At 49.0% G+C, this 21,313-nt stretch carries 19 protein-coding genes and 4 tRNA genes; 16 read left to right on the forward strand and 7 right to left on the reverse strand.

Translation table 11 applies throughout. From position 1 onward, the window contains the following. The first annotated feature begins 20 nt into the window (after positions 1–20). Together gndA and tmaR are read left to right on the forward strand one after the other, a co-directional pair. Entirely contained in the window at positions 21–1,433 is a 1,413-nt protein-coding gene (gene gndA, locus M988_RS07450) for an NADP-dependent phosphogluconate dehydrogenase (protein WP_039186182.1), read from the forward strand. 249 nt (positions 1,434–1,682) lie between these two features. Further along, complete coding sequence (gene tmaR / locus M988_RS07455; protein ID WP_004089583.1) at positions 1,683–2,006, forward strand: PTS system regulator TmaR; 324 nt, start codon at positions 1,683–1,685, stop codon at positions 2,004–2,006. 171 nt (positions 2,007–2,177) lie between these two features. On the opposite strand, the gene M988_RS07460 is transcribed toward tmaR, so the two are convergent. The 4 genes from M988_RS07460 to M988_RS07475 form a co-directional block, all read right to left on the reverse strand. Beyond that, positions 2,178–2,253 (reverse strand) — tRNA-Asn (locus tag M988_RS07460). A 336-nt stretch (positions 2,254–2,589) separates the two neighbouring features. Next, positions 2,590–2,665, reverse strand: a tRNA-Asn gene (locus M988_RS07465). 321 nt (positions 2,666–2,986) lie between these two features. Then, positions 2,987–3,062: transfer RNA gene (locus M988_RS07470), tRNA-Asn, on the reverse strand. 730 nt (positions 3,063–3,792) lie between these two features. Then, positions 3,793–3,868: transfer RNA gene (locus tag M988_RS07475), tRNA-Asn, on the reverse strand. Positions 3,869–4,043: 175 nt separating this feature from the next. On the opposite strand from M988_RS07475, the gene M988_RS07480 reads away from it, so the two are divergent. Genes M988_RS07480 through M988_RS07500 form a run of 5 tightly spaced genes read left to right on the forward strand, consistent with a single transcriptional unit; the run spans position 4,044 to position 7,222 of the window. Further along, entirely contained in the window at positions 4,044–4,472 is a 429-nt protein-coding gene (locus M988_RS07480) for a PPC domain-containing DNA-binding protein (RefSeq protein WP_039186236.1), read from the forward strand. Positions 4,473–4,474: 2 nt separating this feature from the next. Beyond that, the gene (locus M988_RS07485; RefSeq protein WP_008813866.1) at positions 4,475–5,056 is read left to right on the forward strand and encodes an ECF transporter S component; all 582 of its coding nucleotides are present in this window, start codon (positions 4,475–4,477) and stop codon (positions 5,054–5,056) included. Beyond that, on the forward strand, positions 5,056–5,763 hold the full coding sequence (locus M988_RS07490) for an energy-coupling factor transporter transmembrane component T (RefSeq protein ID WP_064573520.1): 708 nt from the start codon (positions 5,056–5,058) through the stop codon (positions 5,761–5,763). Before M988_RS07485 ends, M988_RS07490 begins: the two co-directional genes overlap by 1 nt. After that, on the forward strand, positions 5,748–6,575 hold the full coding sequence (locus M988_RS07495) for an energy-coupling factor ABC transporter ATP-binding protein (RefSeq protein ID WP_064573521.1): 828 nt from the start codon (positions 5,748–5,750) through the stop codon (positions 6,573–6,575). The genes M988_RS07490 and M988_RS07495 overlap by 16 nt, the downstream gene beginning before the upstream one ends. After that, positions 6,569–7,222 (forward strand): energy-coupling factor ABC transporter ATP-binding protein, encoded by a 654-nt coding sequence (locus tag M988_RS07500; RefSeq protein WP_039186246.1) that lies wholly within the window; start codon positions 6,569–6,571, stop codon positions 7,220–7,222. The genes M988_RS07495 and M988_RS07500 overlap by 7 nt, the downstream gene beginning before the upstream one ends. Here the strand turns inward: M988_RS07500 and mtfA are convergent. From mtfA to M988_RS07515, 3 genes are all read right to left on the reverse strand, one after another. After that, positions 7,215–8,009 carry a DgsA anti-repressor MtfA gene (mtfA, locus tag M988_RS07505; protein ID WP_008813862.1) on the reverse strand — a complete coding sequence of 265 codons (795 nt, stop codon included), beginning with the start codon at positions 8,007–8,009 and terminating at the stop codon, positions 7,215–7,217. The genes M988_RS07500 and mtfA overlap by 8 nt on opposite strands. A 275-nt stretch (positions 8,010–8,284) precedes the next feature. Further along, positions 8,285–9,919 (reverse strand): phosphoethanolamine transferase, encoded by a 1,635-nt coding sequence (locus M988_RS07510; RefSeq protein WP_064573522.1) that lies wholly within the window; start codon positions 9,917–9,919, stop codon positions 8,285–8,287. Between the two features lie 210 nt (positions 9,920–10,129). After that, positions 10,130–10,312 carry a YodC family protein gene (locus M988_RS07515; protein ID WP_064573523.1) on the reverse strand — a complete coding sequence of 61 codons (183 nt, stop codon included), beginning with the start codon at positions 10,310–10,312 and terminating at the stop codon, positions 10,130–10,132. 379 nt (positions 10,313–10,691) lie between these two features. Here M988_RS07515 and efeU point away from each other — a divergent pair, with 379 nt between their 5' ends. From efeU to M988_RS07560, 9 genes are all read left to right on the forward strand, one after another. Further along, complete coding sequence (gene efeU, locus M988_RS07520) at positions 10,692–11,537, forward strand: iron uptake transporter permease EfeU (RefSeq protein WP_039186251.1); 846 nt, start codon at positions 10,692–10,694, stop codon at positions 11,535–11,537. 44 nt (positions 11,538–11,581) lie between these two features. Next, entirely contained in the window at positions 11,582–12,706 is a 1,125-nt protein-coding gene (efeO, locus tag M988_RS07525; protein WP_064573524.1) for an iron uptake system protein EfeO, read from the forward strand. A gap of 24 nt (positions 12,707–12,730) precedes the next feature. Then, positions 12,731–14,029 carry an iron uptake transporter deferrochelatase/peroxidase subunit gene (efeB, locus tag M988_RS07530; protein WP_064573525.1) on the forward strand — a complete coding sequence of 433 codons (1,299 nt, stop codon included), beginning with the start codon at positions 12,731–12,733 and terminating at the stop codon, positions 14,027–14,029. A 219-nt stretch (positions 14,030–14,248) separates the two neighbouring features. Further along, positions 14,249–15,646 (forward strand): anaerobic nitric oxide reductase flavorubredoxin, encoded by a 1,398-nt coding sequence (gene norV, locus M988_RS07535; RefSeq protein ID WP_064573527.1) that lies wholly within the window; start codon positions 14,249–14,251, stop codon positions 15,644–15,646. A 7-nt stretch (positions 15,647–15,653) separates the two neighbouring features. Then, positions 15,654–16,799 carry an NADH:flavorubredoxin reductase NorW gene (gene norW, locus M988_RS07540; RefSeq protein WP_248846500.1) on the forward strand — a complete coding sequence of 382 codons (1,146 nt, stop codon included), beginning with the start codon at positions 15,654–15,656 and terminating at the stop codon, positions 16,797–16,799. 10 nt (positions 16,800–16,809) lie between these two features. Beyond that, positions 16,810–17,154: a TehB family protein gene (locus tag M988_RS07545; protein ID WP_064573529.1), complete on the forward strand. Its 345-nt coding sequence runs from the start codon at positions 16,810–16,812 to the stop codon at positions 17,152–17,154. Between the two features lie 188 nt (positions 17,155–17,342). Continuing rightward, positions 17,343–18,494 (forward strand): flagellar biosynthesis protein FlhB, encoded by a 1,152-nt coding sequence (gene flhB, locus M988_RS07550; protein WP_008813854.1) that lies wholly within the window; start codon positions 17,343–17,345, stop codon positions 18,492–18,494. Beyond that, a complete protein-coding gene (gene flhA / locus M988_RS07555; RefSeq protein WP_008813853.1) occupies positions 18,487–20,562 on the forward strand; it encodes a flagellar biosynthesis protein FlhA in 2,076 nt (691 codons plus the stop codon). Before flhB ends, flhA begins: the two co-directional genes overlap by 8 nt. Next, the gene (locus tag M988_RS07560) at positions 20,562–20,966 is read left to right on the forward strand and encodes a flagellar protein FlhE (protein WP_008813852.1); all 405 of its coding nucleotides are present in this window, start codon (positions 20,562–20,564) and stop codon (positions 20,964–20,966) included. The genes flhA and M988_RS07560 overlap by 1 nt, the downstream gene beginning before the upstream one ends. Positions 20,967–21,313: the final 347 nt, after the last annotated feature.

The following is a 21,313-nucleotide window of genomic DNA, read 5'->3' on the forward strand; positions in this document are numbered from 1 at the left end:
CCCTTAGACAGGAGTTTCCAATGTCCAAACAACAGATCGGCGTTGTCGGTATGGCAGTGATGGGGCGTAACCTTGCGCTCAACATCGAAAGCCGCGGTTATACCGTATCCATCTTTAACCGTTCCACGGACAAGACCGACGAAGTCGTTGCTGAGAACCCGGGCAAGAATTTGGTGCCGTTCTATACGGTGCAGGAGTTTGTTGAGTCCCTTGAGAAGCCTCGTCGTATCCTGTTGATGGTGAAGGCTGGTGAAGCTACCGATAAGACTATCGACTCTCTGAAACCTTATCTGGAAAAAGGCGACATCCTGATCGATGGCGGTAATACTTTCTTCCAAGACACCATTCGTCGTAACCGAGAATTGTCGGCTGAAGGCTTCAACTTTATCGGTACCGGCGTATCCGGTGGTGAAGAGGGCGCTTTGAAAGGGCCATCCATCATGCCTGGCGGTCAGAAGCATGCCTATGAGCTGGTAGCCCCAATCCTCAAGAAGATTGCAGCGGTTGCTGAAGATGGCGAAGCGTGCGTCACCTACATCGGTTCCGATGGTGCGGGTCACTACGTAAAAATGGTTCACAACGGCATTGAATATGGCGATATGCAGCTGATTGCTGAAGCTTATTCTCTGCTGAAGCATGGTCTGAATATGTCTAACGACGATCTGGCCAGCACCTTTACCGAATGGAATAAAGGTGAACTGAATAGCTACCTGATCGACATCACCAAAGATATCTTCACTAAAAAAGATGAAGACGGTAAATATCTGGTTGATGTGATTCTGGACGAAGCTGCTAACAAAGGCACCGGTAAATGGACCAGCCAGAGTTCTCTAGATCTGGGCGAGCCACTGTCGTTGATCACTGAATCTGTCTTCGCTCGTTATATCTCTTCCTTGAAAGATCAGCGTGTTGCCGCATCTAAAGTACTTTCAGGACCTAAAGCACAGGTATTCAGCGGTGATAAAGCTGAGTTCATTGAAAAAGTACGCCGTGCGCTGTATCTGGGCAAAATCGTTTCTTATGCTCAGGGCTTCTCCCAGCTACGCGCTGCGTCGGAAGAATATAAGTGGGATCTGAACTACGGTGAAATCGCTAAGATTTTCCGCGCTGGCTGCATCATTCGCGCGCAGTTCCTGCAGAAAATCACCGATGCTTACGCTCAAGATGCTTCGATCGCTAACCTGCTGTTGGCGCCGTACTTCAAGCAAATCGCCGATGAATACCAGCAAGCGCTGCGTGACGTCGTCTCTTACGCGGTACAAAACGGTATTCCAACACCAACCTTCTCAGCGGCTATCTCTTACTACGATAGCTACCGCTCAGCCGTACTGCCTGCCAACCTGATTCAGGCGCAGCGCGACTACTTCGGTGCGCATACTTATAAGCGTACTGATAAAGAAGGTGTATTCCACACTGAGTGGCTGCAAGACTAATGTTCTGAGTTTTGAACATAAATCAAAGATCCGGGCTTGCCCGGATTTTTTTGCTTTAAAAAAGACCGTTTGCGCAAAAACGCAGCATTTGGTCATCTTTATTCACCATTCAATGTGTTTTTATCATATTGCCGACCGGCTAAACTGGGTAATATAAAGAAAGTGAGGGGCTATACCTCGAAGCCGTGAAACGGTATCTTGTTAGTCACAGCCTGATTTGAAGTTTTCTACTTAAGCAAAGGTATCAATATGGAAAATGTGAATAAGCCGACTTTCCAAAACGTTCTGGAATTTGTGCGTATGTTCCGCCGTAAAAACAAGCTGCAGCGTGAAATCGTGGATAATGAGAAGAAAATCCGTGACAACCAAAAGCGCGTGTTGCTGCTGGACAACCTGAGCGAGTACATCAAGCCAGGTATGAGTGTTGAAGCGATTCAGGCGATTATTGCTGATATGCGCGGAAACTATGAAGATCGTGTTGATGACTACATCATCAAGAATGCCGATCTGTCTAAAGAGCGCCGTGAGCTATCTAAGAAGCTTAAAGCGCTTGGCGAAGGCGAATCTAAGTAATATCAACGGGCAGGGCATTCTGCTCTGCCTGTACTCCACTCTCCGGCGATTTACTCTGTTTTGCCGAATTAATCCCTAGCAAATAACGTTGTGACTCTTTATAGAAGCCCGTCGCTATTGTCGTGCGTGCATAAAAGCAAAAAGCCTGCACTAGGCAGGCTTCTTAGAATTTGGCTCCTCTGACTGGACTCGAACCAGTGACATACGGATTAACAGTCCGCCGTTCTACCGACTGAACTACAGAGGAATCGTTTGAACGAGGCGAATAATAGCGAGCTTGTTGTGCCTTGTAAAGTCTAAAAACCAACTTCAGAATCGTTTGCTTATCAAATCAGCAACATGCTGTTTTTATAGCAAGTTAAACATCGTGTCGCCGCGTTTTAGCGCTCAAAGGTCATTCTTTATCTGGTATTCCATCTGACGCTGAAATGCTGAGTTTAGGGCACTAGCGGAAAACGACGTCTAGATTTGGCGCTGTTGAATGATTTCCACTGCGGGGGTTTTCGCTGCAAGTGCTGAGTGAGCAAAAGAGGGGGGAGGGCAGAAAAGTAAAAAGCCTGCACTAGGCAGGCTTTTTAGAATTTGGCTCCTCTGACTGGACTCGAACCAGTGACATACGGATTAACAGTCCGCCGTTCTACCGACTGAACTACAGAGGAATCGTGTGAACGAGGCGCATATTAGCGAGGCGTTTAAGGGTTGTCAAAGCCTGTTATCACACTGTTGGTGCGTTTGCTGATAAAACAGGCAAATGAGCCATTCTTGGCATATCTGGTGGTGTTAGTTTGCTCAGTGCATGGTGGAAATCCAAGGCACGGCGTTTGGTAAATGCTTTACCCATGGCGCCAACGGTGTGCCCATTATTGCTACCGCATATGCTCGGGACAAATATTGGGCGTGAACCCAAACCGCTGTGGATTATCAAAACTGATAGAAAGCAAAAAGCCTGCTTAAGTTTCCTTAAGCAGGCTTTTCTAATTTGGCTCCTCTGACTGGACTCGAACCAGTGACATACGGATTAACAGTCCGCCGTTCTACCGACTGAACTACAGAGGAATCGTGTGAACGAGGCGAATAATAGCGATCTCATTTGTGGCTGTAAAGCCAAAATCGTTCTTTTTTGCTTGTTCGCTTATCTTGTAAGCAAAACGGCGAATAAATACCAAATTACTGATAATTTAGAGAGCAGAAACTTGATTGAAGATGAATGCATACGGCAATAACCAAAAGGATATGAGAGCGTCTGTCTGGTTCATCTAAGTCATATACTGAGTCAGATAGGTGTGCCGATATATAGAAGCAACCTGTATAAGCCAGTAAGTGACGCTGACTGTCATTAGTCCATTTTTCATATCAATGATATACCGAAGTATCTGGGACATACATGAGTTAACTAGACAAAATATCCAGTTCATCCATATCTTCAGGCTTTTTCGGATGAAAAGACTTAACGCGAGGTGCTAGGGTGTTCAGAATAGCGAGCTGTGTAATTGTTATCTTACCTTTTATGCTCCCTAGTTGGCATTGATAGGGCACCCTATTATGAAGAAGGTGATAGGCCTTGGGTGCCAATTTTATTTATTAAACATGCCATGTCATCAAAACTAATCATTTGAAATGCCAGTTTCTCCGACTGAAGTATTGAGAAGTTCGCCGTTAACACCACAGGCAAATAGCGAGTTGCATAATTTTTGTCGGATAAGCTATGGGGATGAGCCGGCGAAGTGTAGAGAAAAGATCAAAGCAAAAAAGCCTGCTTAAGTTTCCTTAAGCAGGCTTTTGAATTTGGCTCCTCTGACTGGACTCGAACCAGTGACATACGGATTAACAGTCCGCCGTTCTACCGACTGAACTACAGAGGAATCGTTTGAACGGGGCGAATCTTAGCGAGCAGTGATAACGCTGTCAACGGCTAATTAGATTTATGCGTTTGTTTGCTGCTTAACTGCACAAAAAGCTAAAAGTTTGTTCTTTATCGCAAAGTAAGCATTTTTTTATCCTTACTATAATACGGTTTAATCACACACTGGAATTACTATGCGTGCTAAGGATTTAGTCTCATCGAGCCAGTTTTATTCTCTCAGACTCCAACCAGGAGCTGAGCTCATAGAGCAACTTCGTCAGTTTATTCAAGTTAATCACATCAAGGCCGGCTGGATCGCGTCCGTTGTCGGCAGTCTATCGTCCGTATCTCTGCGTTACGCTGGGTGTGAGTGGACGAGTCTTATTGAAGGGAAGTTTGAAGTCATTGCGCTAGGGGGAACTCTCGATAGCCAATTTGAACACCTCCACATGTCCGTGGCGGATGAAACGGGGCGAGTGATTGCGGGACATGTTATGTCAGGGAATATCGTCAGAACAACGCTAGAACTTATTATCGGTGAGCTCTGTGATGTCGAGTTTTCGCGGCAGCACTGTGTGTTATCTGGCTATGACGAATTAGTTATTACCTCTAAAGAAGGGTGAACATGAGAAAGGAACACCGTTTTTCCAGTCGTAGTCTGGTTCTGATCGTCATTTGCGTTGCTATTAATATGATTGCTGGCCAAATGATTTCTATGCTGAAACTTCCCTTGTTTCTAGATTCGATCGGCACCGTGCTTTGCGCGGTGCTGGCGGGGCCGTGGGTGGCACTCTTTACTGGGTTGGTAACCAATGTGCTATGGGGATTATTAACAGGTCCAATCGCTGCCGCGTTTGCCCCCGTCGCGATGGTTATTGGTTGCGTCGCTGGTTTTATGGCGCGCGCAGGATGGTTCAGAACGTTCGGGCGAGTGATCGTCAGCGGCGTCGTTATTACGCTGGCTTTGACCGTTGTGGCAGTGCCAATTCGGACCTATTTATTTGGTGGGGCGACCGGCAGCGGGGCTGATTTTGTCGTTGCCTATCTGCATGCAGTGGGAGAGGGGTTGCAAGAGTCGGTGGCTTTCACCGTTCTTGGGCTTAACCTGATAGACAAAATCCTCACAGTGCTCATCGTCTGGCTGTTATTGCGCCGCATGCCAGAGCGTACGCGGCATAATTTCCCGCAAATGGCACCGATACGGTAATGCATCCCTTTACCTTACTCATGCTCTGGATATGGTACTCGGTCAGCGCGCTATTTTTGCCTGTTAACCTGCTGGTAGGATGGAGCGCGTTACCGATTGTTATCATTTTGGCTTGGCCAGCGGCGCGTTGGCGGATAAGCATTATTCTAGCCGTTATGCTGCCGATGGGACTTGGGTTATGGCTTGTACATGGACATTGGCTGCATAGTCTCTTATCTGGGAGCGGCGGTGGCACTCTGGTTGCCCCTATTTTTGCAATAACGCTTTGGTTACGGTTATTGGTATTCTTTGCTGGGGCTCAACTCTGGTTACAAAAAGTCTCAACGCCATATTTTGTCCAGGCGCTATTTTCCAGCCGGTTGCCGCCTAGCATTGCGTATCTTTGCGCTGGCCCTTTGCTGCTTAAAGAACAGCTCAGGCAGCAATTAGCCGCCATTCGTGAGGCGCAGGCTGCACGCGGGGTGGCTTTTGATGGCAATGTATTCCAGCGTATCAAAACGATTTTGCCTTTGCTTTCTCCGCTATTGCTGCAAAGTTTGCACGATCTCAGCACCCGCAGCGCGGCGTTAGATGCCCGTGCTTTTCGATTTTTTCCTCATCGTACTATTTTGAATCCTGTTCGAGAGCATAAGTTCGAGCCGTGGCTACGGTTTATGCTTTTAGGATGTTTGTTGATAGAGGGAGGCACGTTTTGGCTGTATCGGTAAACATTGAACGTCTTAGCGTCGATATTCACCACGCTTTTCGACTGGGTCCGCTTTCTTTGCAGATGGAACAGGGGCAGTGGCTGGCGATTCTGGGTGGGAATGGCTCAGGGAAAAGCCTGCTAGCAAGTTTGTTAGTCGGTGGATTGGATGAGACCGAAGTGTCTCTCGTTGAAGGCCGTGGAGAGATATTAGGCCACGATATTATGCGCTCTGATATTCCACTTTATGCAAAACAATGGGTACAGCAATCACCGTATTTACAGTTTTCAGGCTGCTGCTTTACGGTAGAAGATGAGATTGCATTTGGACCTCAAAATTTGGCACTACCCGCGCCCGAAATTCTAAGCCGAGTGGAAACCGCGTTGCAACGCTTTGGCTGCCAACACTTACTCCAACGCAATCCCCAGTCATTGTCGGGCGGGGAAGCTCAGAAAGTGTTGCTCGCCAGCGTGATGGTTATGCATCCCAAGCTGTTAGTACTCGATCAGGCTTTGGGACGTTTGAGCATAGAGGCAACTTACCAATGCTTGGATGCCATTTTGCAATATTCCCGAGAGCTCCAATGTAGCGTTATCCTTCTTGAGCATCGGATTTTCCCTGCGGTGGACTACTGCCAGCAGCTGGTTTTACTCGATAAGGGAACAACATCTCCGGTCGATAGTCATGCGCTATTATCCTTGATTCCACGGGTGATTTTGCCTGATCAGCTTAAGAAAATACTGCTTGATAAACTACCACTTGATAAACCACCACATCACAACGACCTGTGGGATGTACTCAAACCATTTTTGCGGGACGGCCAAGCATGCTAATCATGAAAGATATGGCGTTTAGTTGGGAAGATCGCAATCCCTGTTTGCATAATGTGAACTTGCATATTCATCGGGGAGAGCAGTGGGTGATGACCGGCGAGAATGGGGCAGGAAAATCAACGCTGCTCAGATTGGCTGCGGGTCTGCTGGTGCCTAGCCAAGGCACTCTTTATCTCAACGGTACTGAGACAACAAGCATGAAAGCCGTCGATAAAGCGGCGCAGGCTGGGATGTTATTTCAAGAGGTCGAGCGCCAGCTTTTTCATAGTTCGGTCGTTGAGGAAATCCGCTTCGGGCAACGGTTGCAAGGGTTAGATAAAGAGGTGATCGAACAACGCACTGCTGACGCCTTGGCTTTGTGCGAATTAGCCTCGGTTGCTACAAAGCATCCGCTCGACTTGCATAGTGGTCAGAGACGCATGGTGGCAGTGGCCTGTCTCTGTGCCATGGAACCCCCGTTGTTACTTTTGGATGAACCCAGCAGAGATTTTGATCCCTATTGGCTTGCGGTGTTTGAACGCTGGTTATCCCACAGCCGTGAACGGGGTGCGACGGTACTTGCGATTAGTCACGATCCCGAATTTACCGCTCGGAATTTCCAGAAAGTTATTCATGTCTGCAACGGAACGGTGAATATGGTTAGCTGAGATGTGAGAAATGCGTATCCTGCTCTAGCGACTGACGTTGCCTCTCCAGCGGATCTTGCCGGTAGAAGCTTTTAAAGTGCGCGTACATCTCTGGAAAGCGCTCGGCAAGGAGCTCAGGGGCACTGAAAAAATATTCTGATAACACAGCGAAGCACTCTGCAGGCTCACTCGCTGCATATGCATCAAGGCTTGTCGCGCCTTCGCCGACCACGTCAATCTCATCTTGAATGGATGCCATCGCCGCATGGAGATCATGCTCCCATTGAGCCACATCTTTTAACGCAATCGGCGGTACGCCGCTGGCAACCCCAGCGTTACGCATATCAAGCTTATGTGCCGTTTCATGGATGATAAGGTTGTAGCCGGAAAGGTCGAAAGAGTCTTTAACATCCATAAGATTAAGGATCACAGGGCCTTGGGCGGAACACTGGCCAGCCTGCACCATGGGACCCGCATGGACTAACCCGATATCATCTTGCCACTCTTCATGATAGATGAACGGTTCTGGATAGAGCAGAATCTCGTGAAAACCATCTAGCCAGTCAATACTGAGTTCAAGAACGGGTAGAGAGAATAGCAGCGCAATGCGTGCCTCTATTAGCGGTGTGATATAGAGATCTTGTAGCGGAACAATACGTTTAAGCTGTAAAAATTTTGAGGCGATAAGCGTAAGCTTCTGAAGTTCACGAGGGGTAAGCGTTGAAAGCAGTGGAATAGCTAAAGCCTCTTCCCAAGGGTAATTGGCAAGAGGAGTATTTGCACCTGCGTTCCAAGGCCACTTAATCATTAGAAGGCTCGCAATATGAACGTTTATTCCCCACTGTTTTATCATGAATGAACATCAGAATAAAACAGCAAACTAAGCGCGTAGATAACCACTTTTTTGTGTGGTTGTCTGTGATAAAGTCCACGCTTGCCGTTCGTTAGAACAAATAAATCAAGATGTTGGCAGTGCTAGAATTCTATTGCTGAGGGGAACACGTGATTATTTTTTTTGGGTAAAAGAAAAGCCACGCATGTTCGTGGCTTTCGTTGTTTTTCAGGTTAAACACCGCAGCTGCGCTACGGGTTTTGTGTTCTGCATGTTTTCAAAATATCCAGATTAGGATCGTACTCTTTCGTCTGCACATTCATCATTGACAGCATAGTGTGGAAAAGATTGTCGTGAGAAAACTCGCTGTTTTTTGCAAGACTAGCCACGCAGGCACGGTCGATACCTTGCGCTTTCACATAGCTATCAGACAACCACATTTCCATTGGGACACGAGTCTGCTCTTCAGGTGCAAATTTGTAAGGGGTACCATGCAAATAGAGTCCGTCTTCACCCAAGGATTCACCGTGGTCAGAGACATAATATAGTGCAACGTTATAGTCTTTTTCATAGCCTTTTAACCGCTGAATAAACTGACTTACCACGTAATCGGTGTAGCGAATGGTGTTGTCGTAGGTATTAACCAACTGCTGCTGAGTGCAGTTTTCAATATCGCTACGTTGGCAGTCAGGCATGAAGAAGCGGAATTCTTTTGGATACCTTTTATAGTAAGTGGGCCCATGGCTACCAATAAGATGGAATGCTAAGGTTTTGTTTTTTCCGTCGTTAGGAATGAGCTTGTCTAAATCGTTCAACAATACGGCGTCGTAGCAGGTATCACCGTCACACAGATTTTTATCGCTATTGGTCGGCACGATTTGTGTAGGGATACGGTCGCAAGCGCCTTTGCATCCTTCGTCGTTGTCCTTCCAGTAGGTTGATACCCCCGCTTTTTGCAGGATATCCATTAAACCTTCGCTGTTACGCGCAATATTATTGTCGAAATGCGTACGTGGCATATTTGAGAACATACAAGGCACGGATACTGCGGTGGCGGTGCCACACGAGCTGACTTTAGTGAAGTAGATCAGATCCGGTTCTTGGCTGGTATAAGGATTCGTTGGGCGAGGATATCCCTGTAGCTGCTGGTTCTGATTTCGTGCGGTTTCACCCACAATTAAAAATACCAGCGTAGGCTTGCTGCCGGCTTTCTGTACTAATTTGGCATCGTCACCAATCTTACGGAAGGGAATCGGCTTAGTCAGATAGCGACGGTTAATGTATTGCGATGCGCTGTACAGATAATTAGTCGGCAGAATTTCAAGATTCAATGTGCGGTTATTACGCCCTACGGAGGCATAGTCTTGATAATACAGGCTAGCCACGAGCGCGATGATCAGAAGAGAAACCAGCATGGATACGAGGCGTAGCCCCAAACGCGCAATGACGCCATGAGCGTAGACAATCTGGGTTTTAATCAGCAGGATGCAGGGCAAAATACCGGTAAACAGCACCCACAGCACAACCGAGAAATTATAGTATGAAGAGGCTTCCGCAGAGTTAGTTTCAAAAATATTCTCAATCATTGAACGATCAAAAATAATTTTGTACTTCAGCTGTGCATAGCTTGCAAAGGCACTGATTACCAGCACGATGCAGAAAAAGGGTTTAAAAATTGGTTTAAACGTAAAAGGGGTAAAGACAAAGTTGAGTGCGGCGATCAATACCAGTGGAATTGATATAGCAAAGCCGAGTTTATAGTTATCCAGCGATGTGAGGATACGATAAAAATGCAGCAGGATTGGCAGGTTAACTACCAGAGTAAAATAAATCGCCAGAATAATAGTCAGAGACAAAAAGCTGACTTTCAAAACCTTTCGCTGCAAGGGAAACGCTCCTGAAATGCAAGTAAACGGCTTTTGCTGTCATGACAAAACCGAAAAATAAGCGAAAACGCTGTTGGTATCAGGCGAATTTACCTAACTAAACTTAAGATAGCCTTAAGCTCACGAAATGGATTAATGAGGTAGGATATTGAAAATTCATGGAAGTTATTAGACGCCACACAGAAATAGTGTGGCGTTGTGGGGAGTGGTTTAACACACGCCAAAATCACCTTCTTCGTGGTATAGCGTTAGCGCCTTGGCATCGACAGTCTCTTTTCTCTCGTTACCTAGCTCATTCCAGACGCAGGTGATTTCATCACCGTTCACAGCCAAAACGGTCATACGCGGACCTCCGCCGATCCTTTGAACGCTATCACCCATTGTGAAAGACATTTTACTCTCCTAAATAAAGCAGAATGAATGTTCGTTGATAGTGAGCTATCCAATTGAATTAGCTCAGTCTCCAAATACTTAACTTTTATAAGTTAGGCCAGCGCAGCTGGGATAGATAGCAAAAATATCCGACGGTTTTAGTGACCTTTTTTGAACAAACGCTGAGCTCAATATCAGTAGGCCATCTTCTTCGTTCAAGCTATTCGTTTGTTTTTAAAAATTATTTTCATTTCAAATACCCATGAGTAACAACTGGCTACACTTTAATTCACAAATATTATGCATTGGGCGCTTGTTTTTTTATTGGTCGTAATGATAATCGGTATCATTATTTTTACCATTCTTTACATGCGCGTTACGCGCAAGCAAGAGAGAAAACATGTTTGTCCCATTCCTCATCATGTTCCGCGAGGGGCTTGAAGCTGCACTGATCGTAAGCCTTATCGCCAGTTATTTAAAACGCACCCAGCGCTCTCAATGGCTAGGTATTGTGTGGATCGGCGTTATTTTGGCTGCGGCTCTCTGCTTAGGGTTAGGCATTTTTATTAATGAGACCACCGGTGAGTTTCCCCAAAAACAGCAAGAACTGTTTGAAGGGATTGTCGCCGTCGTTGCGGTCGGTATTTTGACGTACATGGTTTTTTGGATGCGTAAAGTTTCTCGCTCGGTAAAAACACACTTAGAAGGCGCGATAGACAACGCACTAAATGCAGGTAAAGGGCAGGGATGGGCGTTAGTCGCGATGGTGTTTTTTGCCGTTGCGCGCGAAGGGCTGGAATCCGTGTTTTTCCTGCTGGCAGCCTTTCAGCAAGATGTCGGCATTCAGGCTCCGATTGGTGCGGTGCTCGGATTAGTGTGTGCCATCATTGTCGGCATGATGATCTATTGGGGCGGCGTAAAACTGCATTTGGCTAAGTTCTTTAAATGGACCAGCCTATTTATTCTGTTTGTTGCCGCAGGCTTAGCAGCCGGAGCCATCCGCGCTTTCCATGAAGCTGGGCTTTGGAACTATCTGCAAGATATTGCCTTTAATTTCACCGATGTGCTCTCGACTCATTCACTTCTGGGAACGTTGCTCGAAGGTATTTTCGGTTATCAGGAAGCACCGACCGTCAGCGAAGTTCTGGTGTATTTCCTCTATCTCATACCAGCACTGATTTTCTTCTTCATGCCGCAGCGAGCCGTTGATGAAGCGGCGAACCGTAACGCGAGTCAGTCACGTTAATTAAAACCAAATAATATTGAACAACTTGTCAGGGAGTCACCGTTATGTCCATCCAGATTTTCCGCCGCACCGCGTTATCTCTTGCTCTGCTGGCGCTGCCTACCACTGCGGCTTTGGCGGCTGAAGCGCTGCCTCAGGTCAAAATTTCAGTTAACGACAAACAATGTGAGCCAATGACGCTGACCATTCCTGCCGGGAAAACCCAGTTCATTGTGCATAACAACAGCCAAAAGGCGCTGGAGTGGGAAATTCTCAAAGGCGTGATGGTCGTGGAGGAGCGCGAAAATATTGCTCCCGGTTTTACCCAAAAAATGACAGCAACTTTAGAACCGGGTGAATACGATATGACCTGTGGTTTGCTCAGCAATCCTAAGGGCAAAATTATTGTTCAAGCTGTTGACGGTGCGACGGCTGCAAAAACGGATGCTATGGCATTGGTAGGTCCCATTGCTGAGTACAAAGTTTACGTGATGCAAGAAGTGAAACAGTTGGTGGAACAGACCAAAGCATTCACTGATGCCGTGAAAAAGGGTGATTTAGCCACGGCGCAAAAACTGTATGCGCCTACGCGCCAGCACTATGAGCGAATTGAACCGATTGCTGAGCTGTTCTCCGATCTCGATGGCAGCATCGATGCGCGCGAAGACGACTATGAGCAAAAAGCACAGGATCCTAACTTCACCGGTTTCCATCGTTTGGAAAAAGTGCTGTTTGGTGACAAAACCACCAAAGGGGCTGATGGCTACGCTGACCGCTTGATGAAAGACGTGCTTGAGCTGCAAAACCGTGTGATAACCTTAACTTTCGCCCCAAGCAAAGTGGTTGGCGGCGCGGCGGGTTTGATTGAAGAAGTGGCTGCCAGCAAAATCAGCGGTGAAGAAGATCGCTACAGCCGTACCGACCTGTGGGACTTCCGTGCAAACGTCGATGGTGCGCAGAAAATCGTTAACCTGCTGCGCCCAATGTTGGAAAAAGCTAACCCGCAACTGCTGGCAAAAATTGATGCCAACTTTAAAACCGTTGACGCTATTTTGGATAAATATCGTACCAAAGATGGCTATGAATCCTATGAGAAGCTGACCGCTGCCGATCGCAACGCGATGAAAGGCCCAATTACGGCGCTGGCAGAAGATTTAGCGCAGCTGCGCGGTGTTTTAGGTCTCGATTAAAAGCAACGTTTTGAGGTTGGAAAGATGAGTGGTAAAGGATGCCCGGTCACCGGGCTGACTGGGGGGGCAGAAATGCCTTCTCGCCGTCGTTTATTGATTGGCGCAGGAGCGCTGGGCAGCGCGCTCGCGCTCGGTGGCGCGGTCAAAGCAGATACGGGAACCAAGCCTCTGGCGACGGCGACGTCATCGAAAAATGCACGCTGGCAGAAACAGCCGTTTTATGGTGAACATCAGGCCGGTGTGCTGACACCGCAGCAAGCATCGGCGATGTTGGTCGCTTTTGATGTGTTGGCGACCAACGCAGAAGATTTACAGCGTTTAATGAAGTTACTCACCAAGCGGATAGCATTTTTGACGCACGGCGGCAAAGCACCGCATGCCGATGCCAAATTACCTCCGCTAGATTCAGGGATCATGGGGCCGGATATCTATCCAGATAACCTCACTATCACGGTTTCGGTGGGTCATTCTCTGTTTGATGAACGCTTTGGGCTCGCGGCTCAAAAACCTACGCAGTTGCAAAAGATGACGCGTTTCCCCAACGATTCTCTTGATGCCAATATTTGCCACGGCGATCTGTTATTGCAAATTTGCAGCAACAGTAATGACAGCGTGATCCACGCGCTACGCGACATTATCAAATATACGCCTGATTTGCTTAGCGTCCGCTGGCGGCGCGAGGGGTTTATTTCCACCCATGCGGCGCAGAGCCAAGGTAAAGAAACACCGATCAACCTGCTCGGTTTTAAAGATGGCACGGCCAATCCCAATGCCAGCGATAAGCCGCTGATGGACGATATTGTTTGGGTGACGGCCGATCAACAAGAGCCAGCTTGGACGGTGGGTGGCAGCTATCAGGCGGTACGTATCATCCGTTTTCGCGTTGAGTTCTGGGATCGTACGCCACTGCAAGAGCAGCAGACTATTTTTGGGCGTGACAAGGCCAGTGGTGCTCCGCTGGGGATGAATCATGAACATGATGAGCCTGATTACAGCAGGGATCCCGACGGAAAAGTTATCCCGCTTGATGCGCATATTCGCTTAGCCAATCCGCGCACTAAAGAAACGCACAGCAGCTTGATGATGCGTCGTGGCTATAGCTATTCGCAGGGGGTTTCCAATTCAGGGCAGCTGGATATGGGACTACTGTTTGTCTGCTATCAACACGATCTGGATAAAGGATTTATCACGGTGCAAAAACGCCTGAATGGCGAGGCCCTAGAAGAGTACATTAAGCCTATCGGTGGTGGTTACTTCTTTGTATTACCAGGAGTAAAGGACGAAAACCACTATTTGGGCGAGGGCATGTTCCAAAAAGTTTAGTCTCGCTCATCTAGATAAATCCCCCCGTTTTCTCCATCCGTTGCCATTCCAGTCCCCCGCATCAGGGGGACTGGCTTTTGCATTGAATCTACCCCTCAAGTATTACCCTCTGAAAAAAATCGTCCTTTAAGTTGCATTTAAAATGCATATTAAATACCATAATCAAAAAGATGCATTTGAAGTGCATATTTAAGAGTGGGAAATAATCAGGAGTGGTTCATGGCTATTCAGGTAAAAAACAACGTCTATTGGGTCGGTAAACAAGATTGGGAACTGCGCGAATTTCACGGCAGCGAGTACTCAACTCACAAAGGCTCTAGCTATAACAGCTATCTGATTAAAGAAGAAAAAAATGTTCTGATTGATACGGTGTGGACCCCCTATGCCGCCGAGTTTGTTGCTAATCTCGAACGCGAAATCGATTTAAATAAAATCGATTTCATCATCGCTAACCACGCCGAGAGCGACCACAGCGGTGCGCTGCCTGCGTTGATGGCGAAAATACCCAATACGCCAATTTACTGCACCGCGAACGGGGTTAATTCAATCAAAGGTCACTACCATCAGGACTGGAATTTCCGTGTTGTGAAAACCGGTGATTCCATTGATATTGGCAACGGCAAAAAGTTGGTCTTTGTTGAAGCCCCCATGCTGCACTGGCCTGACAGCATGATGACCTACATGACCGAAGATGCTTTGCTGTTCAGCAATGATGCCTTTGGTCAGCACCTCGCCAGCGCCTGTTTATTCAATGATGAGATTGACCAAAACGAGCTGTACAACGAGTGCATCAAGTATTACGCCAATATCCTGACGCCTTTCAGCAAGCTGGTAACCAAAAAAATTGAAGAAGTGTTATCCCTAAATTTACCTCTCGACATGATCTGTACTTCACACGGCATCATATGGCGCGATAACCCAGCACAAATCGTTGAAAACTATCTGAAGTGGGCCGATAGCTATCAAGAAAACCAAATTACGCTGATTTACGACACCATGTGGAATGGCACTCGAACCATGTCTGAGGCCATTGCTCGCGGGATACGACAAGCCGATCCCAGCGTGGTGGTGAAACAATTTAATCTCGCTAACTCCGACAAAAACGACGTGCTGACGGAAGTGTTTAAATCCAAAGGTATTCTGGTGGGCTCGCCGACGGTAAACAACGTTATGTTGCCGCAGGTGGCAGGATTATTGGAAGAGATGCAGGGGCTACGTTTTACTGGGAAAAGTGCAGCAGCATTTGGTAGCCACGGCTGGAGCGGTGGGGCGGTCGATCGGATCTCCTCTCGTCTACAAGACTGCGGTTTCATGATGATGCGAGGTATTAAAGCCGAATGGAAACCGACCGAAGACGCGGTCACTCAGTGTGAAGCTTTTGGCGCCGAGTTCGCGCGCCAATTTGGTATTCCCGCCTGTTGTAACACGGGCTGCGGCGGGGCAGAAAAAGCAACGTCGGGCAAATGGATCTGCCGCACCTGCTCTTGGGTCTACGATCCCGAGCTGGGCGAGCCTAACCAAGGCGTACCTGCCGGCACCGCTTGGGAGGATGTACCCGAAAGTTTCCTGTGCCCAGTATGTCTGATGGGCAAAGATGATTTTTACCCTGCAGATTAAGGACAACATGATGGCAGATAATCATCCTCTTATCATCGTGGGTAGCGGTCACGCAGGATTACAACTGGCGCGCAACGTGCGTCGCTTGCAGGCAAGCTCGGGGCTGGTGATGATCTGTGCCGATGACGGTGTGGATTATTCTAAACCCCAACTGAGCCATGCATTTAGCCAGCAGCAAACGGCGCAGCATCTCACGCGCAAAACGGCGGAAGAACTCCGTCAGGAATTGAAAATGATGTTGCTCAATGGACAACGCATTGAGGCTATTCATCCCAACCAACGCACCGTTCAGGTCAACGGACGCACGTTGGCCTACAGCAAACTCGTGCTGGCAACGGGAGCTCGCGCTTTTATTCCCCCCGTGGCGGGGGATGCTAACGAAGAAATACTGACGCTTAACAGTTTGCAGGAATATCTCTATCTGCGTGAGCGTATGACGCGTGGAGAGCGCGTTCTGGTTATAGGCGGTGGATTGATTGGCACTGAAATTGCCCACGATCTGGCTGTGGCTGGCAAGCGAGTTAGCGTATGCGATCCGTCGTCGTATCTTCTCGCCAGCCTATTGCCTGAGTTTGCTGCCCAGCGCTTGTCCACGGTGCTGCGCGATCTCTCCTGTGAGCTCATGCTGAATAACACGCTGGAAATGTTACAACGGCTGCCACAGGGTGTACGAGCGACGTTCACCCGCGGCGAAGTGCGTGAGTTCGATCATGTGATTTGCGCTGCGGGGTTACGTCCAAATATTGAGCTTGCCGCTCAAGCAGGGTTAAACGTAGAGCGGGGCATTGTGGTGGACAACCAGCTACGTACGTCTGACTCCTATATCTATGCGCTAGGCGATGTTGCCCAAATTGAAGGGCGCCTCTGGCCGTTTTTACAGCCCATTTCGCAAAGCGCAGCGGCGCTGGCAAAAACGCTCAGCGGTGAGCCAACCCACGTATCGCTGCCGATCATGCCAATTAATGTAAAAACGCCACGCTTCCCGATACAGCTAGCCGGGGAAACATGCGCCGATGATGTGACTTGGCAGACAGAAGAGATGCCCGACGGCTTGTTAGCGAAAGGTTATCGTAATGACAAACTCGTCGCCTATATCGCGGGCGGTTCGGCTCAAATGCAAGGTTTAACGCTACTGTGTCAACTATCAATGTAGAGGTGGATATATGTTTAAAATCCCAGCAAATTATCGTGTCACTCGCAGTACTCCGTTCTTTAATCGTCAAACCGTTCCGGCTGCTCTGTTGAGCCACCACAACACCAAAGCCGGTGTATATGGTCGTTTATCGGTCATGCAAGGTGCGGTGAAATACTACGGTTTCGCTAATGAGCAGGCACAAACGCCTGAAATTGAGCTCACCATTCATGCAGGTCAGTTTGGGGTTTCACCGCCACAGTACTGGCATAAAGTAGAATTGCTTACCAAAGATACCTACTTCAATCTCGACTTCTTCGCTCAGGAAGAGGTACAGGCGGAGAAAGGTGATTTGAGCAAGGTGGTTGATTGTTAACGATACTTCGGCCATGAGCTTTATCCGCTCGTTTTAGCCCCCCTCGCAAAAAGATGAGGGGGCTGACATCTTTTACTTTCGATCACCCAATAAACCTAAATTTCCCCCCTTTATTCCCGCTATGGCTTTTTTTCTCCTCTGTCATCCTATGCACTGACTTATTTTCATCTTTGGTTCAGGCTTGCGCGGTGTCAGAAGATAGCGATCTGGAAAAAACAGAAGACCCCACATCCCACAAACTTGAAAAAGCGCGTGAGAAAGGGCAAGTACCGCGTTCGCGTGAGCTCACGTCAATGCTGATGTTGGCTGCCGGTATTTCCATACTACTGATCGGCGGTGAGCATTTGGCGCGCCAACTGGCTGCGATGATTTCGCAAGGCCTGCAGTTTGATCAGTTGCTGATCAGCAATGACAAACAGATGCTGAGACAGTTGGGTAATCTGCTGCAACAGGCCGTTGCCGCGCTAATGCCGGTGCTACTTGGCCTGATGCTAGTGGGATGGGCCGCCCCCATGCTGATTGGCGGTTTTTTCTTTAATCCTGGGTCGATCAAATTTGATTTAAGCAAAATGAGCCTACTCTCGGGCTTGAAACGCCTGTTTTCCAGTCAGGCGTTGGCGGAGTTGCTGAAGGGCGTGCTGAAGGTCATTTTGGTGAGTTGGGTTGCAGGATGGTTTCTCTGGCACTACTGGGGACAGATGTTGGCGCTGATTGCCGAGTCGCCGCTTGATGCCATGGGGGATGCACTGCATCTGATTGGCATGTGCGGGCTGTTGATCGTTCTCGGTCTGGTTCCGATGGTGGCGTTTGACGTTTTCTATCAAATCTGGAGCAACCTCAACAAACTAAAAATGACCAAGCAGGAAATTAAAGACGAATTCAAAGAACAAGAGGGTGATCCACATGTTAAGGGGCGAATCCGTCAGCAACAGCGTGCCGCTGCGCGCCGCCGTATGATGAGCGATGTACCCAAAGCGGATGTGATCGTCACTAACCCAACGCATTATGCGGTGGCGTTGCAGTATCAGGAAAACAAGATGAGTGCGCCAAAAGTATTGGCGAAAGGCGCCGGTGAGATTGCGCTGCGTATCAAAGAGCTGGGAAATCAGCATCGAATCCCTCAGCTTGAAGCTCCCCCTTTGGCGCGTGCGCTCTATCGACACAGCGAAATTGGGCACCATATTCCCGCCACGCTTTATGCCGCGGTTGCTGAAGTTTTAGCCTGGGTTTACCAGCTGAAACGTTGGCAAAAAGAGGGCGGATTAGCACCGAAGAAACCACAAAACTTGCCAGTGCCGGAAGCACTGGATTTTGCCGGAGAGAAGACCACCGATGAGTAATTTGGCCGCGTTGTTACGCATGCAGGGCATGAATGGTGCTCAGTGGAAAATATTGGCTGGCCCAATACTTATCCTGATGATCCTGTCGATGATGGTGCTGCCGCTACCGCCGTTCATTCTGGACTTATTGTTTACCTTTAATATTGCGCTCTCAATCATGGTGTTGCTGGTGGCCATGTTCACCCAACGCACGCTAGAGTTTGCGGCGTTTCCAACGATTCTTCTGTTCTCCACGTTGCTGCGCCTTTCGCTTAACGTAGCATCGACGCGCGTAATTTTGCTTGATGGGCACACCGGTGGCGCGGCGGCTGGTCGAGTCATTGAAGCCTTCGGCCACTTTTTGGTGGGCGGCAACTTTGCCATTGGTATCGTGGTGTTCATCATCTTGGTATTGATTAACTTCATGGTTATCACCAAGGGGGCTGGACGTATTGCCGAAGTAGGGGCGCGTTTTGTGCTTGATGGTATGCCCGGCAAGCAGATGGCGATCGACGCCGATCTCAATGCAGGGCTGATCGGTGAAGACGAAGCGAAAAAACGTCGTTCGGAAGTGACGCAGGAAGCCGATTTCTACGGTTCAATGGATGGTGCCAGTAAGTTTGTCCGCGGTGACGCTGTTGCCGGTTTGATGATTATGGCGCTAAACGTGGTCGGCGGATTGCTGGTGGGGGTGATTCAACATGGTATGCCCGTGGGGCAGGCGGCGGAAACCTATACATTGCTGACCATCGGTGATGGCTTGGTTGCACAGATCCCCGCGCTGGTTATCTCAACCGCCGCAGGGGTTATCGTCACTCGCGTGAGCACCGATCAGGATGTCGGTGAACAGATGGTGAATCAGCTGTTCAGCAATCCGCGCGTGATGATCCTTAGCGCCTCGGTGCTGGGCTTACTCGGTTTGGTACCGGGCATGCCCAACTTGGTCTTTTTGCTCTTCACCGCAGCACTGCTCGGCATTGCCTATTGGATCAGCAAGCGTGAAGGACGAGCAGCGCCGTCTCAGGCTGAACAGGTGGTACCTGAAGCGCCTCCGGTCGTGGAGGCAACGTGGGAAGATGTACAGCTTGAGGATCCGCTCGGTTTAGAAGTGGGCTATCGACTTATTCCTATGGTCGATTTCCAGCAAAATGGCGAACTGTTAGGGCGTATCCGCAGTATTCGCAAGAAGTTTGCCCAGACGATGGGATTTTTACCGCCGGTGGTACATATCCGCGACAACCTTGAGCTGAGCCCTTCGGGTTACCGCATTTTGCTTAAGGGCATCGAAGCAGGGCGTGGAGAAGCACATCCTGGTCGCTGGTTAGCGATCAATCCAGGCAGTGCCGCCGGTACGCTGGAAGGTGAGGCAACGGTCGATCCTGCCTTTGGTCTACCGGCCATCTGGATAGATAACGCGTTGCGTGAGCAGGCTCAGATACAAGGTTTCACGGTCGTTGAATCTAGCACCGTGGTTGCGACGCATCTGAATCATTTGATTGGGATTCACGCCAGTGAGCTCTTTGGCCGCCAAGAGGCTCAGCAACTGCTGGAGCGCGTCACGCAGGAGATGCCTAAGCTGACCGACGACCTTATTCCAAGCACTATCAGCCTGACTACGCTACACAAAGTGCTACAAAATCTGCTGGCGGAAAAAGTATCGATTCGCGATATGCGCACGATCATTGAAACCTTGTCAGAACATGCGCCAACGCAAAGCGATCCCTATGAGCTTACCGCGGTTATCCGCGTGGCGTTGGGACGGGCGATTACTCAGCAGTGGTTCCCCGGAGAAGGTGAAATTCAGGTTATCGGTTTAGACACGCCGCTGGAGCGACTGTTATTGCAAGCGCTTCAGGGCGGAGGCGGTCTTGAACCCGGTCTCGCCGATCGTCTGCTGGAGCAGGCTAAACAGGCATTACAACGTCAAGAGATGCTTGGCGCACCGCCAGTACTACTGGTTAATCACGCCCTACGGCCATTGCTCGCACGTTTCCTGCACCGTTCTCTTCCGCAGATGGTGGTGCTCTCAAACATGGAAATCAGCGAGAACCGTCAGCTGCGTATGACCTCAACGATTGGTGCCGCTTAATGAAACGTCTTATGTTCATGGGTTTGCTGCTAACGCTTCCGTTGGCAGTTAACGCTACCGGAGGCAGTTGGTCGGCAGACAGCACGGGGGCAACACTGAGCCACAAAGGCGTCAGCGTTTCATCCCGAACACTCAATCCACCCGTGGCGATTCCCGCCGGTGCGGTTATTCAGGATGTGGTATGGCGTTATCAGCTACTCAATCCCGCTCCCGCGGGATTAGCTGTACAACTCTGTTCGCCAAACCGATGTTTCTGGTTAGACAGCGCCAATGGACAAAGCGCCGCGCTGCAAGGCGAGTCAGCAGCCGTACCGCTCACGATGAGCCTACACATTCCCGGCAAGGGCGTGGTGTATCCACCGGTGAGAGTGGTGAGCCAGCAGGTGATAGTTAATTATCGGTAAGATGTGGTTGTTCTAGCGTCAGATTTCGTACGCCTGTCGTTTATGGGACGGTAGTGTAAAGTTTCGTACGCCTGTCATTGATGGAACTGCTGTGTAAGGTTCCGCCCGCCTGTTCATATCGAGCTTCATTGATACACTGGTGAAGGCGTACGGGCAGAGACCACCAGCGCGTGGTCTCTGCACTCGCGCGCTTTTATCCGAGACGCCATTTCCGCTCCGGTTTGGTATCGCCCATCCAGGGCGCCCCAAACTCCGCCGGTACATCCCTGTACCGGCGGCTCTCCCTACGAATACTTAAGCTAAAAATCGGGTAGGTTTTTTATTTTGATGTTGACCTTTTCCGGCAC

Origin of the sequence: Hafnia paralvei ATCC 29927, assembly GCF_001655005.1 — a bacterium.
In the GTDB taxonomy this organism is placed as follows: Bacteria; Pseudomonadota; Gammaproteobacteria; order Enterobacterales; family Enterobacteriaceae; genus Hafnia; species Hafnia paralvei.

Bases quoted from the DNA above. Each gene is read 5' to 3' on its own strand.
- gndA (WP_039186182.1), top strand. From the start codon at position 21: ATGTCCAAACAACAGATCGGCGTTGTCGGTATGGCAGTGATGGGGCGT.
- tmaR (WP_004089583.1), top strand. From the start codon at position 1,683: ATGGAAAATGTGAATAAGCCGACTTTCCAAAACGTTCTGGAATTTGTG.
- M988_RS07480 (WP_039186236.1), top strand. From the start codon at position 4,044: ATGCGTGCTAAGGATTTAGTCTCATCGAGCCAGTTTTATTCTCTCAGA.
- M988_RS07485 (WP_008813866.1), top strand. From the start codon at position 4,475: ATGAGAAAGGAACACCGTTTTTCCAGTCGTAGTCTGGTTCTGATCGTC.
- M988_RS07490 (WP_064573520.1), top strand. From the start codon at position 5,056: ATGCATCCCTTTACCTTACTCATGCTCTGGATATGGTACTCGGTCAGC.
- M988_RS07500 (WP_039186246.1), top strand. From the start codon at position 6,569: ATGCTAATCATGAAAGATATGGCGTTTAGTTGGGAAGATCGCAATCCC.
- mtfA (WP_008813862.1), bottom strand. From the start codon at position 8,009: ATGATTAAGTGGCCTTGGAACGCAGGTGCAAATACTCCTCTTGCCAAT.
- M988_RS07515 (WP_064573523.1), bottom strand. From the start codon at position 10,312: ATGTCTTTCACAATGGGTGATAGCGTTCAAAGGATCGGCGGAGGTCCG.
- efeU (WP_039186251.1), top strand. From the start codon at position 10,692: ATGTTTGTCCCATTCCTCATCATGTTCCGCGAGGGGCTTGAAGCTGCA.
- efeO (WP_064573524.1), top strand. From the start codon at position 11,582: ATGTCCATCCAGATTTTCCGCCGCACCGCGTTATCTCTTGCTCTGCTG.
- efeB (WP_064573525.1), top strand. From the start codon at position 12,731: ATGAGTGGTAAAGGATGCCCGGTCACCGGGCTGACTGGGGGGGCAGAA.
- norV (WP_064573527.1), top strand. From the start codon at position 14,249: ATGGCTATTCAGGTAAAAAACAACGTCTATTGGGTCGGTAAACAAGAT.
- norW (WP_248846500.1), top strand. From the start codon at position 15,654: ATGATGGCAGATAATCATCCTCTTATCATCGTGGGTAGCGGTCACGCA.
- M988_RS07545 (WP_064573529.1), top strand. From the start codon at position 16,810: ATGTTTAAAATCCCAGCAAATTATCGTGTCACTCGCAGTACTCCGTTC.
- flhA (WP_008813853.1), top strand. From the start codon at position 18,487: ATGAGTAATTTGGCCGCGTTGTTACGCATGCAGGGCATGAATGGTGCT.
- M988_RS07560 (WP_008813852.1), top strand. From the start codon at position 20,562: ATGAAACGTCTTATGTTCATGGGTTTGCTGCTAACGCTTCCGTTGGCA.